Origin of the sequence: Paramixta manurensis, from assembly GCF_013285385.1 — a bacterium.
GTDB classification, from domain to species: Bacteria; Pseudomonadota; Gammaproteobacteria; order Enterobacterales; family Enterobacteriaceae; genus Paramixta; species Paramixta manurensis.
In genome coordinates this window covers 4,284,406-4,298,444 of record NZ_CP054212.1, presented here as the reverse complement: position 1 = coordinate 4,298,444, position 14,039 = coordinate 4,284,406, and the positions used below count along the sequence as shown (strand labels likewise).

Genomic DNA, 14,039 nt, shown 5'->3' with positions numbered 1-14,039 from the left:
AAAAGCTAATGGCATTAAATCTTCAAGACAAACAAGCGATTGTTGCTGAAGTCAGCGAAGTAGCCAAAGGCGCGCTGTCTGCGGTTGTTGCGGATTCTCGTGGCGTTACCGTAGATAAAATGACCGAACTGCGTAAAGCAGGTCGTGAAGCTGGCGTTTACATGCGTGTTGTTCGTAACACCCTGCTGCGCCGCGTCGTTGAAGGTACTCAGTTTGAGTGCCTGAAAGACACGTTTGTTGGTCCGACCTTGATTGCATACTCTATGGAACACCCGGGCGCTGCTGCTCGTCTGTTCAAAGAGTTCGCGAAAGCGAATGCAAAATTTGAGGTCAAAGCTGCGGCCTTTGAAGGTGAGCTGATCCCGGCGGCACAAATTGACCGTCTGGCAACGCTGCCGACTTACGAAGAAGCACTGGCACGTCTGATGTCGACCATGAAAGAAGCCGCTGCAGGCAAACTGGTTCGCACTCTGGCTGCTGTTCGCGATGCAAAAGAAGCGGCGTAATCGTCCCCTCTTTGCTTACGCACTTTAACGTACAAACTATTTTCTGATTCTTAGGAACAATTGTCATGTCTATCACTAAAGATCAAATTCTGGAAGCAGTAGCAGCTATGTCTGTAATGGACGTTGTTGAGCTGGTTTCCGCTATGGAAGAAAAATTCGGTGTTTCTGCTGCTGCCGCTGTAGCTGTTGCTGCTGGCCCGGCTGCTGAAGCTGCTGAAGAGAAAACTGAATTCGACGTCATCCTGAAAGCTGCTGGCGCGAACAAAGTTGCCGTAATCAAAGCTGTACGTAGCGCAACTGGTCTGGGCTTGAAAGAAGCTAAAGACCTGGTTGAATCCGCTCCGGCCGCTCTGAAAGAAGGCATCAGCAAAGATGACGCTGAAGCTCTCAAAAAATCTCTGGAAGAAGCTGGCGCTGAAGTTGAAGTTAAATAAGCCAACCTTCCAGGTTGCAGCCTGAGTTATTAGGCTGATGGCTGGTGACTTTTTGGTCACCAGCCTTTTTGCGCTACAGGGCCTCAATGGGGTTTCGCATTGTTTGTCCATTGATGGTCCACAATATCTTTTTCTATCGACGACTTAATATACTGCTTTCCTGTGGGGCTCCCTGCCCATACAAGAGCAATGAAATGATTTAAGAGTGATAGAAAGACGTATTGCGGAGAGTGTTTCGCATTTTCCGGCAAACAAAATAGTGTTGCATGAACTGTCCTTCAGGACGGACAGATGGGTCGACTTGTCAGCTAGCTGAGGAACCCTATGGTTTACTCCTATACCGAGAAAAAACGCATTCGTAAGGATTTTGGCAAACGTCCACAAGTTCTGGACATTCCATATCTCCTTTCTATCCAGCTTGACTCGTTCCAGAAGTTTATCGAGCAAGATCCGGAAGGCCAGTACGGGCTGGAAGCAGCATTCCGTTCGGTTTTCCCCATCCAGAGCTACAGCGGTAACTCCGAGCTGCAATATGTCAGCTACCGCTTAGGCGAACCCGTCTTTGACGTGAAAGAGTGTCAGATTCGCGGCGTGACGTTCTCTGCACCGCTGCGCGTGAAACTGCGCCTGGTGATCTACGAGCGTGAAGCGCCGGAAGGCACCGTCAAAGATATTAAAGAGCAAGAAGTTTACATGGGCGAAATTCCGCTCATGACCGATAACGGTACTTTCGTCATTAACGGTACGGAAAGGGTTATCGTTTCTCAGCTGCATCGTAGTCCTGGCGTCTTCTTTGACAGCGATAAGGGTAAAACCCACTCTTCGGGTAAAGTGCTGTACAACGCACGCATCATCCCTTACCGCGGCTCATGGCTTGATTTCGAGTTTGACCCGAAAGATAACTTATTTGTCCGTATTGACCGTCGTCGTAAGCTGCCGGCCAGTATCATTCTGCGCGCGTTGCATTACACCTCTGAGCAGATCCTTGACCTGTTCTTCGAAAAAGTAGTGTATGAAATCCGCGATAACAAATTGCAGATGGAACTGGTGCCTGAGCGCCTGCGTGGCGAAACCGCGTCCTTCGATATCGAAGCGAACGGTAACGTCTACGTTGAGAAAGGTCGTCGTATCACCGCACGTCATATCCGTCAGTTGGAAAAAGACAACATTGGCCATATCGAAGTGCCGGTGGAGTACATCGCAGGTAAAGTCGTCGCGAAAGATTATATCGACGAAAGCACCGGCGAACTGATTGTTGCGGCGAACATGGAACTGTCTCTGGATCTGCTGGCGAAGCTGAGCCAGTCAGGGCATAAGCGTATTGAAACGCTGTTCACCAACGACCTCGATCACGGCCCATATATCTCCGAGACGCTGCGTGTTGACCCAACCAACGATCGCTTAAGCGCGCTGGTTGAAATCTACCGCATGATGCGTCCTGGCGAACCGCCAACGCGTGAGGCGGCTGAAAATCTGTTCGAGAACTTGTTCTTCTCCGAAGACCGTTACGATTTGTCAGCGGTAGGTCGCATGAAGTTCAACCGTTCTCTGCTGCGTGACGAGATCGAAGGTTCCGGTATCCTGAGCAAAGACGACATCATTGAAGTGATGAAGAAGCTCATCGATATTCGTAACGGTAAAGGCGAAGTGGATGATATTGACCACCTCGGCAACCGTCGTATCCGTTCCGTGGGCGAAATGGCGGAAAACCAATTCCGCGTCGGCTTGGTGCGCGTTGAGCGTGCGGTGAAAGAGCGCTTGTCTCTCGGCGATCTGGATACCCTGATGCCGCAAGATATGATTAACGCTAAGCCTATCTCTGCCGCAGTGAAAGAGTTCTTTGGTTCCAGCCAGTTGTCCCAGTTTATGGACCAGAACAACCCGCTGTCTGAGATTACGCATAAACGTCGTATCTCCGCACTCGGCCCTGGCGGTTTAACCCGTGAGCGCGCAGGCTTTGAAGTTCGTGACGTACACCCGACGCACTATGGTCGCGTATGTCCGATCGAAACGCCGGAAGGTCCGAACATCGGTCTGATTAACTCCTTGTCAGTCTATGCGCAGACCAACGAGTATGGTTTCCTGGAAACTCCGTATCGTCGCGTGCGTGACGGCGTGGTAACCGATGAAATTCATTACCTCTCTGCCATTGAAGAGGGTAACTACGTTATCGCTCAGGCGAACACCAACCTCGATGACGAAGGTCACTTCGTTGATGATTTGGTGACTTGCCGCAGCAAAGGCGAATCCAGCTTGTTCAGCCGCGATCAGGTTGACTACATGGACGTTTCCACCCAACAGGTGGTTTCTGTCGGTGCGTCGCTGATCCCGTTCCTTGAACACGATGACGCCAACCGCGCATTGATGGGTGCAAACATGCAACGTCAGGCGGTTCCGACCCTGCGCGCTGATAAGCCGCTGGTGGGTACCGGTATGGAGCGCGCGGTAGCGGTTGACTCCGGTGTAACTGCCGTAGCGAAACGTGGTGGTACCGTTCAGTACGTTGATGCATCGCGTATCGTTATTAAAGTTAACGAAGACGAAATGTATCCGGGCGAAGCGGGTATCGATATTTATAACCTGACCAAATACACCCGTTCCAACCAGAACACCTGTATCAACCAGATGCCGTGTGTTTCTTTGGGCGAGCCGATTGAACGTGGCGATGTGTTGGCCGATGGCCCGTCTACCGATCTCGGTGAGCTGGCGCTGGGCCAGAACATGCGCGTAGCGTTCATGCCGTGGAATGGTTACAACTTCGAAGACTCCATTTTGGTCTCCGAACGTGTGGTGCAGGAAGATCGCTTTACTACCATCCATATTCAGGAACTGGCCTGTGTGTCGCGTGACACCAAGCTGGGGCCGGAAGAGATCACGGCTGACATCCCGAACGTGGGTGAAGCGGCGCTCTCTAAACTGGATGAATCCGGTATCGTGTATATCGGTGCGGAAGTGACCGGCGGCGATATTCTGGTCGGTAAAGTGACGCCGAAAGGCGAAACGCAACTGACGCCGGAAGAAAAGCTGCTGCGTGCGATCTTCGGTGAGAAAGCGTCTGACGTTAAAGACTCTTCTCTGCGCGTACCGAACGGTGTTTCCGGTACGGTTATCGACGTACAGGTCTTTACCCGCGATGGCGTGGAAAAAGACAAACGTGCGCTGGAAATCGAAGAGATGCAACTGAAGCAGGCGAAAAAAGACCTGTCTGAAGAATTGCAGATCCTTGAAGCCGGTCTGTTTAGCCGCATCAACTACGTGCTGGTTTCCGGCGGCGTAGAAGCGGAAAAACTGGACAAGCTGCCGCGTGAGCGTTGGCTGGAACTCGGTTTGACCGATGAAGACAAGCAAAACCAACTGGAGCAGTTGGCGGAGCAGTACGACGAACTGAAGCACGAGTTTGAGAAGAAACTCGAAGCGAAGCGCCGCAAAATCACTCAAGGCGATGATCTGGCACCTGGCGTGCTGAAAATCGTTAAGGTTTACCTGGCGGTTAAACGTCAGATCCAACCGGGTGACAAAATGGCGGGTCGTCACGGGAACAAAGGTGTTATCTCCAAGATCAACCCGATCGAAGATATGCCATACGATGAGAACGGTACGCCGGTCGATATCGTACTGAACCCGCTGGGCGTACCATCGCGTATGAACATTGGTCAGATTCTGGAAACCCACTTGGGGATGGCGGCAAAAGGCATCGGTGAGAAAATCAACGCGATGCTGAAAAAGCAGGAAGAGGTCGCCAAACTGCGTGAGTTCATCCAGCGTGCTTACGACTTGGGTGCCGACATTCGTCAGAAAGTGGATTTGAACACCTTCTCTGATGATGAAGTGCTGCGTCTGGCCGAGAACCTGAAAAAAGGTATGCCGATCGCCACGCCGGTGTTCGACGGTGCCAAAGAGAGCGAAATCAAAGAACTGCTGCAGCTTGGCGATCTGCCAACCTCCGGCCAGATTACGCTGTTTGATGGTCGTACCGGCGAGCAATTCGAGCGTCCGGTTACCGTTGGCTACATGTACATGCTGAAACTGAACCACTTAGTGGATGACAAGATGCATGCGCGTTCTACCGGCTCTTATAGCCTGGTTACTCAGCAGCCGCTGGGTGGTAAGGCTCAGTTCGGTGGCCAACGCTTCGGTGAGATGGAAGTGTGGGCGCTGGAAGCATACGGCGCCGCTTATACCCTGCAAGAAATGCTTACCGTTAAGTCTGATGACGTGAACGGCCGTACTAAGATGTATAAGAACATCGTGGACGGCAATCATCAGATGGAACCGGGCATGCCGGAATCTTTCAACGTGCTGTTGAAAGAGATCCGTTCGCTAGGTATCAACATCGAGCTGGAAGACGAGTAAGCACTCGAATTCGTACTGGTTACAGCACGTCCGTTCGCGGGCGTGCTGAGAAGTCTCACTCCGACGGGAGCTAATCCGTGAAAGACTTACTTAAGTTTCTGAAAGCGCAAACTAAAACCGAAGAGTTTGATGCGATCAAAATTGCGCTGGCCTCGCCAGACATGATCCGTTCCTGGTCTTTCGGTGAAGTGAAAAAGCCGGAAACCATTAACTACCGTACGTTCAAACCTGAGCGTGACGGTTTGTTCTGCGCACGTATTTTCGGGCCAGTGAAAGACTATGAATGCCTGTGCGGTAAGTACAAGCGTTTAAAGCATCGCGGTGTGATTTGTGAGAAGTGTGGCGTTGAAGTCACGCAGACCAAAGTTCGCCGTGAGCGCATGGGCCATATCGAGCTGGCTTCGCCAACTGCCCATATCTGGTTCCTGAAATCGCTGCCGTCCCGCATCGGTTTACTGCTGGATATGCCGCTGCGCGATATCGAACGTGTACTGTACTTCGAATCTTATGTGGTTGTCGAAGGCGGTATGACCAATCTCGAAAAGCGTCAGATCCTGACTGAAGAGCAGTATCTGGATGCGCTGGAAGAGTTTGGCGATGAGTTTGATGCCAAGATGGGGGCGGAAGCTATTCAGGCGCTGTTGAAAAACATGGACCTGGAGCAAGAGTGCGAGCAGCTACGTGAAGAGCTGAACGAAACCAATTCCGAAACCAAACGTAAGAAGCTGACCAAGCGTATCAAGCTGTTGGAAGCATTCGTACAGTCTGGTAACAAGCCAGAGTGGATGATCCTGACCGTGCTGCCAGTGTTGCCGCCGGACCTGCGTCCGCTGGTTCCGCTGGACGGTGGTCGTTTCGCGACATCAGATCTGAACGATCTGTATCGCCGTGTGATCAACCGTAACAACCGTCTGAAACGTCTGCTGGATCTGGCTGCGCCGGATATTATCGTACGTAACGAAAAACGTATGTTGCAGGAAGCGGTTGATGCATTGCTGGATAACGGCCGTCGCGGTCGCGCCATCACTGGCTCGAATAAGCGTCCGCTGAAATCGCTGGCTGACATGATCAAAGGTAAGCAGGGTCGTTTCCGTCAGAACCTGCTGGGTAAACGCGTGGACTACTCTGGTCGTTCCGTGATTACCGTTGGTCCATACCTGCGTCTGCATCAGTGCGGTCTGCCGAAGAAAATGGCGCTGGAACTGTTCAAACCGTTCATCTACGGCAAGCTGGAACTGCGTGGTCTCGCTACCACCATTAAAGCGGCCAAGAAAATGGTTGAGCGTGAAGAAGCTGTCGTTTGGGATATTCTCGACGAAGTTATCCGCGAACACCCGGTGCTGCTGAACCGTGCGCCAACCCTGCACCGTCTTGGTATCCAGGCGTTTGAACCGGTTCTGATCGAAGGTAAAGCCATTCAGCTTCACCCGCTGGTGTGTGCGGCTTATAACGCCGACTTCGATGGTGACCAGATGGCTGTTCACGTACCGCTGACGCTGGAAGCCCAGTTGGAAGCGCGTGCGCTGATGATGTCGACCAACAACATTCTGTCTCCGGCGAACGGCGAGCCAATCATCGTTCCGTCTCAGGACGTTGTTTTGGGTCTGTACTATATGACCCGCGACAAAGTGAACGGTAAAGGCGAAGGCATGGTGTTGACCGGCCCGAAAGAAGCTGAGCGTATTTACCGCGCTGGGCTGGCCGAACTGCATTCACGCGTCAAAGTGCGTATTACCGAGTATGAGCAGGATGAGCAAGGCGAGTTCGTTGCCAAAACCAGCCTGATCGATACTACCGTTGGTCGTGCGATTTTGTGGATGATCGTGCCGAAAGGTCTGCCTTACTCCATCGTCAACCAGGCGCTGGGTAAAAAAGCGATCTCCAAAATGCTGAACACCTGTTACCGCATTCTGGGGCTGAAGCCGACGGTTATCTTCGCTGACCAGACGATGTACACCGGTTTTGCCTACGCAGCCCGTTCAGGTGCGTCAGTCGGTATTGATGACATGGTCATCCCGGCGAAGAAAGTGGAAATCATTACCGAAGCGGAAGCGGAAGTTGCTGAAATTCAGGAACAGTTCCAATCCGGTCTGGTAACCGCTGGCGAACGCTACAACAAAGTTATCGATATTTGGGCAGCGGCGAACGAGCGCGTTGCAAAAGCGATGATGGAAAACCTCTCAACCGAAAGCGTGATTAACCGCGACGGTGTAGAGGAGCGTCAGGTTTCCTTCAACAGCATCTTTATGATGGCCGACTCCGGTGCGCGTGGTTCTGCGGCACAGATTCGTCAGTTGGCCGGGATGCGTGGTCTGATGGCGAAGCCGGATGGCTCGATCATCGAGACGCCAATCACCGCGAACTTCCGCGAAGGTTTGAACGTACTTCAGTACTTCATCTCAACGCACGGTGCGCGTAAAGGTTTGGCGGATACCGCGTTGAAAACCGCAAACTCCGGTTATCTGACTCGTCGTTTGGTTGACGTGGCGCAGGATCTGGTGGTAACCGAAGACGATTGTGGTACCCATGAGGGTATCCTGATGACGCCGGTTATCGAAGGTGGCGATGTTAAAGAGCCGCTGCGTGAGCGCGTACTGGGCCGTGTGACGGCTGAAGATGTGCTGAAACCCGGTACTGCCGATATTCTGGTTCCGCGTAACACCCTGCTGCACGAGCACTGGTGTGATCTGCTGGAAGAGAACTCGGTTGATAGCGTGAAAGTGCGCTCCGTCGTAAGTTGTGAAACTGACTTCGGTGTGTGTGCTCACTGCTACGGTCGCGATTTGGCGCGTGGTCACATCATCAACAAAGGTGAGGCCATCGGGGTTATCGCAGCACAGTCCATCGGTGAGCCGGGTACTCAGCTTACCATGCGTACCTTCCACATCGGTGGTGCGGCATCGCGTGCGGCTGCTGAATCTAGCATCCAGGTGAAAAACAAAGGCACCATCAAGCTGACCAATGCCAAGTCGGTAACTAACTCGGCCGGTAAGCTGGTGATCACTTCGCGTAACGTTGAACTGAAAATGATCGACGAATTTGGTCGTACTAAAGAGAGCTATAAAGTTCCTTATGGTGCGATCATGGCGAAAGGTGACGGTGAGCAGGTCAACGCGGGCGAAACCGTGGCGAACTGGGATCCGCATACCATGCCGGTTATCACCGAGGTGAACGGTTTTGTTCGCTTTACCGATATGATTGACGGCCAGACGATTACGCGCCAGACCGACGAACTGACGGGTTTGTCCTCTATCGTAGTTCTGGACACGGCGGAACGTACTGCGGGCGGTAAAGATCTGCGTCCGGCGCTGAAAATCGTTGATGCGCAAGGCGAAGACGTTCTGATTCCGGGCACCGATATGCCAGCGCAGTACTTCCTGCCGGGCAAAGCGATTGTTCAGTTGGAAGATGGCGTGAAGATCAGCTCGGGTGACACCCTGGCTCGTGTTCCGCAGGAATCTGGCGGTACCAAGGATATTACCGGTGGTCTGCCACGCGTTGCTGACCTGTTCGAAGCGCGTCGTCCGAAAGAGCCTGCGATTCTGGCTGAAATCAGCGGTATCATCTCCTTCGGTAAAGAGACCAAAGGTAAACGTCGCCTGGTGATCACGCCGGTGGATGGCAGCGATCCGTACGAAGAGATGATTCCAAAATGGCGTCAGCTTAACGTGTTCGAAGGTGAGCGTGTAGAACGTGGTGACGTGGTTTCTGATGGTCCGGAATCCCCGCATGACATTCTGCGTCTGCGTGGCGTCCATGCGGTAACGCGTTACATCACCAACGAAGTGCAGGATGTTTACCGTCTGCAAGGCGTTAAGATTAACGATAAACACATTGAAGTTATCGTTCGTCAGATGCTGCGTAAAGGCACCATCGTTAGCGCGGGTAGTTCCGAGTTCCTGGATGGCGAGCAGGTTGAAGTCTCTCGCGTTAAAATCGCGAACCGCGATCTGGAGAACGGCGGCAAAATCGCAGCGACCTATGTGCGTGACTTGCTGGGTATTACCAAAGCCTCGTTGGCGACCGAGTCGTTTATCTCTGCGGCCTCGTTCCAGGAGACTACGCGTGTCCTGACCGAAGCAGCCGTTGCGGGTAAACGTGACGAACTGCGTGGCCTGAAAGAGAACGTTATCGTTGGCCGCCTGATTCCGGCGGGTACCGGTTACGCGTATCACCAGGATCGTATGCGCCGTCGTCAAGCCGGTGAAGTACCGGTTGCACCGCAGGTGACCGCAGATGAAGCTTCTGCCAGCCTGGCGGAGTTGCTGAATGCCGGTCTCGGTGGTAGCGACGACGAGTAATCGTTAGCGTATCGTGAAATAAAAACCCTGCTTTGGCAGGGTTTTTTTATAGTGATCGCCAGGTCATTAAATAAAGGAATAAAGCCATGTTAAGGAACGTGCTGGCTTTTCTGGCGGCAGGCGCGCTAGGTGTAACGGCGCCCGTGCTGGCGGCTGAGCCACAGCTGAATCAACCGGTGCAAAAGCTTTTCAAGGATTGGCAAGTCACCTGTAACAACCTCAATGATTGTGATATCCGTAATGTTGATGAAAACATGCGGGTAGTTATTAAGCATCAGGCTGGCGCAAATGGCGCTGTCTCGCTGGATATTATGAGTTTCGATGCCCCAAAAGCCGAGGGAATCTGGCTGGATGGCAAACCCTGGCATTCCGACATTACACTTTCCGATGCCGATGATAATAACGATTTTGCCAACGCCCATAGCGAAAAACTGTCGGAAATACAGGCGTTGCTGCAGGCGGCGAAAAACGCCATGACCATGACGTTAACCGCCGATCAGGATGTCGCCAGTTCATTAAGCGGCCTAAATGCCGCGTTGCTGTTTGTCGATGATCGTCAGGGGCGAATCAATAATCAGACTGCATTATTTAAAGTGGGTAATGATGAACCAGATAGCGTCCCGCCGCGTCTTACGACAATACCGTCGATTCATCCACCGGCGATAGTAGCGCTCAGCTCGCCACAGGCATTGATTGATGCGGTACTTCAGTCACAACAAACGATGCTTAAGCAAGAGGAGTGCGAAAGTGCGGATAATAACGATACCCAACATAACGAAGCACAGCCGCTGGATGATAAAAATGCGCTAGTCATGATTAACTGTGTCCAAGGTGCTTATCAATCATCCAGCCTGGTGTTTATTACACCGCGCGCCGCGCCGCAGACGGCAAAACTCCTTACGTTACCGCTGCCGCTGGTGGAAGGGCAGGATAAGCCAGATAACGTTAGTTGGTTTACTGAAGTCAGTTACGATCCGAAAACCGGCGAACTGTTCCATGCCGCGCGCGGCCGGGGTATTGCCGATTGCGGAGAAAGCGCGGGTTGGCGCTATGATGGAAAAACGTTTCATTTAATTAGCTATAACAGCCAGCCGAGTTGCGATGGCGGCGAGCCGGGCGACTGGCCGTCAATCTGGGCGACGCCCGAATAATTGGCAGAGAAAACCTTCCCTGGTGTATACGGCGCGACAGCTGCTTTATTTGTAGCGCCGTAAATCCTCACAATCTAGCCCGATGTCTCTCAATTGCTCCGCGCTTAACTGCGACAATATCTTGCGGGTTTTGGTCCGCAGCCGCCATGCTTTCCATAAACGGTAAGGAAGCCGATACATCAAAACAAACGGTGATGCTTTAAACGGCTTGCCTGAACGATTTTCGTAAAACTCCATCTTGGCCTCCTCATTTGGGTTTCTGAGGGCTATTGTCGAATGGAATTGACGGGCAATACAGATGCAATAATTACTTTTTATTAACATACAGATTGCGTTTTCGGGTATCTGAATGGTAAAAAAAGGAGCAATCTGTACTGGTTATCCTTACTTTCCTGTAGGCGGTGAAATACGATGACTCGCTATCAACGTTTGGCGACGCTGCTGGCGCAGCGCATTGAGCAGGGCCTTTATCAGAGTGGCGAGAGGCTACCTTCCGTGCGAGCGCTGAGCGAAGAACACTGTGTCAGCATTAGTACCGTCCAGCAGGCATACCACTTGCTGGAGGAGAAACAGTTGATTACGCCGCAGCCGCGCTCCGGTTACTTTGTGACACCGCGTAAAGCTGCGCCGCCGATGCCAGCGATTACGCGCCCGGCACAACGTCCGGTCGAAATCACCCAGTGGGAATCGGTACTGGAACTGATCAACGGGCGTCTTGATCGCGATAATCTCCAACTTGGCAGCGGCACGCCGGATGTCTCCTCTCCGACGCTTAAGCCGCTCTGGAAAATCATCAGCCGCATTGGGCAGAAACAAGATCTCGCCCTACTTAATTACGACAATATTTACGGCTATCCGCCCCTTCGTGAGCAGGTTGCGCGGCTAGCGATTGATAGCGGATGTCGGCTCTCCGCCGATGAGGTTGTCATTACCACCGGCTGCCATGAAGCGCTCTCGGTTGCGATTCGCGCGGTATGCCAGCCGGGTGACATCGTTGCAGTAGAATCGCCCACTTTTCACGGTACCATGCAGATATTGCGCGGCTTTGGCATCAGAGTGATCGAAATTCCGACCGATTCTGTTACCGGCATCAGTCTTGAGGCGTTGGAACTGGCGTTTGAACAGTGGCCGATCAAAGGCATCGTAGTGGTCCCTAATTGCAATAATCCGCTTGGCTTCGTCATGCCCGATGCGCGAAAACGTGCGTTGCTGACGTTGGCAGAGCGCTTTGACGCCGCAATTATTGAAGACGATGTGTACGGAGAATTGGCCTACGATTATCCGCGCCCGATAACCATCAAGTCGCTCGACGTTGATGGCCGGGTACTGCTTTGTAGCTCATTTTCAAAAACCTTAGCGCCGGGATTACGCGTGGGCTGGGTGGCGCCGGGGCGTTATTTCGATCGTGTGATCCATATGAAGTACATCGTTACCGGCTCCAGCGCGATGCAGACACAGGCGGCGGTAGCCGAATTTATACGTCAGGGCTATTACCAGCCGCACCTGCGCCGTATGCGTCAGCAATATCAGCGTAACTATGACAATTTTAGCTGCCACGTTCGCCACTATTTTCCCTGCGGCATCTGTGTAACGCGCCCATGCGGCGGCTTTTTAATATGGATCGAGCTACCCGAAGCGTTTGATACCGTCCGGCTTAATCGTGAACTACATGCATCCAATATTCAGGTGGCGGTCGGTTCTCTGTTTTCGGCATCGGGTAAATACCGTAACTGTTTACGGCTTAGCTACGCCATGCCTTTTAACCCACGCACGGAGCAGGCGCTGGCGACCATTGCCGCCGCGATTGAAAGTGCCATGGAGCGCTGCTCACTGCTACCCGCCGCTGAGCCAGGCACGGCACAAGCGGTTGAAAGCAGGGCCGGTGCGAAGGGTTAAAAAACCGGCCCTGGCCAGGCCGGAATGACCTGACAGGCGTTACTATAATCCGCTCGCGCTATCACACCAGCGCCATCGGCAGCGGCTGCGAAACGTGTTCCTCACTTTCGCGCGCATTTATCGAAATAAATACCAGGTATCAGAACGTCTCTAACGTGACTTTCGCCTGCCTGAGCACCAACTCTGCCTTAGCTCACGACGCTCGCCTCCTGTTGTATTTTTTTCATTCATGCGTAAGACTAACGAAACGTTAATTATTAAGGAAACGGAATGGACACTTTTCTTTTGTCAGGCGGCAGAAACCAAGCTTGGTCTGAAACAATGGTTAACCTTGAGGCTAGGAAACTGGTAAATACCGCTAATAAAGTCGCTTCTGCACATCTGCAGGACGGTTTAACTCGCATGGGTTTTATGCGTGAGATTAAGGATTTAATCGATCAGCAGTTTGCGAACGCCAGGCGAGCAAAAACGGACGAAGAATGTCTGTTGTGCATAAGAAAATTAAGAGAAGAAAACGATAACCTTCAGGACCAGGAGCGGTTACTTCGGATGCGTACGGCACAACTTATGGCAAAAGTGGAGCTGGTTCGTGAAAATAACAAAATTGTCGGCTATGTAATATCAGCCGTACATATTGTGATATCGGGCGTCGCAGCGTTTGGTGGTATCGCAATGATGTCAAGCATGACGCCAGTTGGTGTTCTTGCAGGAGCCACTCTTTTTATCGACGGGCTTAATGGCATATCTAAAGAAGTTGACCATCTTCGGCTTGGTGACCAGTCGACTTCAGAAGGCGTATTTGCTGACGGAACGATCGAACTCGCTAAGTTTATGGGGTTCACTTCAAACCAGGGTCTTGCGTTTTATAAGACAGTGACTCTCGGAGCCAGTGTCTGGAGTATTTTTGGCTTGGCAAGGAAACCCGCGGCATGGAGATTATTTCGCTGGCTTCCTAAAGATTATTACAGAAAAGTTGACACCATGAGCCGCCCGAAACTAACAATGAAAATTATAACATGGGGCATAAAGGCTAAAGTCATTTTTGACCTGTCAGAAGAGGCTAGCCCTGATTAATTGCCTGTGCGTCTGGAAGCCCGGCGATATCGCCAGGATTTATATGAAAGCAAAGGTGGTTGTGAATACAGCGCGATGACCACACCGGCGAGCAGGGCTACACCACCTGATATAACATGATCAGTACTACTGAATACAGCGAGGACAAGGAACACAGCCAGACAACCAGTTACAACGCATACAAGAAGTAAAAAACGTCTGGCCAAATCCTGTATGGCTTCATCCAGGCTTCCACCATAACTTTCGACGTTATTTCGTATTACCCGAATATCTTTCGCGCTAAAACCTGACTGCAGTAGAGCTTCTTCTTTTATTGCCATGACG

Annotated in this window: 9 protein-coding genes; 7 read left to right on the top strand and 2 right to left on the bottom strand. The window is 52.0% G+C overall.

What is annotated here, in order from left to right:
• Window positions 1-8: 8 nt before the first annotated feature.
• The 5 genes from rplJ (at window position 9) to PMPD1_RS20630 (ending at window position 10,745) form a co-directional block, all read left to right on the top strand.
• A complete protein-coding gene (gene rplJ, locus PMPD1_RS20650; RefSeq protein ID WP_012772934.1) occupies window positions 9-506 on the top strand; it encodes a 50S ribosomal protein L10 in 498 nt (165 codons plus the stop codon).
• A 65-nt stretch (window positions 507-571) separates the two neighbouring features.
• On the top strand, window positions 572-940 hold the full coding sequence (rplL, locus tag PMPD1_RS20645) for a 50S ribosomal protein L7/L12 (protein WP_173635811.1): 369 nt from the start codon (window positions 572-574) through the stop codon (window positions 938-940).
• Between the two features lie 324 nt (window positions 941-1,264).
• A complete protein-coding gene (gene rpoB, locus PMPD1_RS20640) occupies window positions 1,265-5,293 on the top strand; it encodes a DNA-directed RNA polymerase subunit beta (RefSeq protein ID WP_173635810.1) in 4,029 nt (1,342 codons plus the stop codon).
• Window positions 5,294-5,370: 77 nt separating this feature from the next.
• On the top strand, window positions 5,371-9,594 hold the full coding sequence (rpoC, locus tag PMPD1_RS20635) for a DNA-directed RNA polymerase subunit beta' (RefSeq protein WP_173635809.1): 4,224 nt from the start codon (window positions 5,371-5,373) through the stop codon (window positions 9,592-9,594).
• A gap of 86 nt (window positions 9,595-9,680) precedes the next feature.
• Complete coding sequence (locus PMPD1_RS20630; protein ID WP_173635808.1) at window positions 9,681-10,745, top strand: DUF1176 domain-containing protein; 1,065 nt, start codon at window positions 9,681-9,683, stop codon at window positions 10,743-10,745.
• A 45-nt stretch (window positions 10,746-10,790) separates the two neighbouring features.
• Here PMPD1_RS20630 and PMPD1_RS20625 read toward each other — a convergent pair whose 3' ends face one another.
• Complete coding sequence (locus PMPD1_RS20625; protein WP_173635807.1) at window positions 10,791-10,982, bottom strand: DUF1127 domain-containing protein; 192 nt, start codon at window positions 10,980-10,982, stop codon at window positions 10,791-10,793.
• A gap of 174 nt (window positions 10,983-11,156) precedes the next feature.
• On the opposite strand from PMPD1_RS20625, the gene PMPD1_RS20620 reads away from it, so the two are divergent.
• Together PMPD1_RS20620 and PMPD1_RS20615 are read left to right on the top strand one after the other, a co-directional pair.
• Window positions 11,157-12,641, top strand: coding sequence for an aminotransferase-like domain-containing protein (locus tag PMPD1_RS20620; protein ID WP_173635806.1), 1,485 nt, complete (start codon window positions 11,157-11,159; stop codon window positions 12,639-12,641).
• 270 nt (window positions 12,642-12,911) lie between these two features.
• Window positions 12,912-13,715: a DUF4225 domain-containing protein gene (locus PMPD1_RS20615; RefSeq protein ID WP_173635805.1), complete on the top strand. Its 804-nt coding sequence runs from the start codon at window positions 12,912-12,914 to the stop codon at window positions 13,713-13,715.
• Here the strand turns inward: PMPD1_RS20615 and PMPD1_RS20610 are convergent.
• Entirely contained in the window at window positions 13,712-14,035 is a 324-nt protein-coding gene (locus PMPD1_RS20610; protein ID WP_173635804.1) for a hypothetical protein, read from the bottom strand. The two genes, PMPD1_RS20615 and PMPD1_RS20610, sit on opposite strands and share 4 nt — an antisense overlap.
• Window positions 14,036-14,039: the final 4 nt, after the last annotated feature.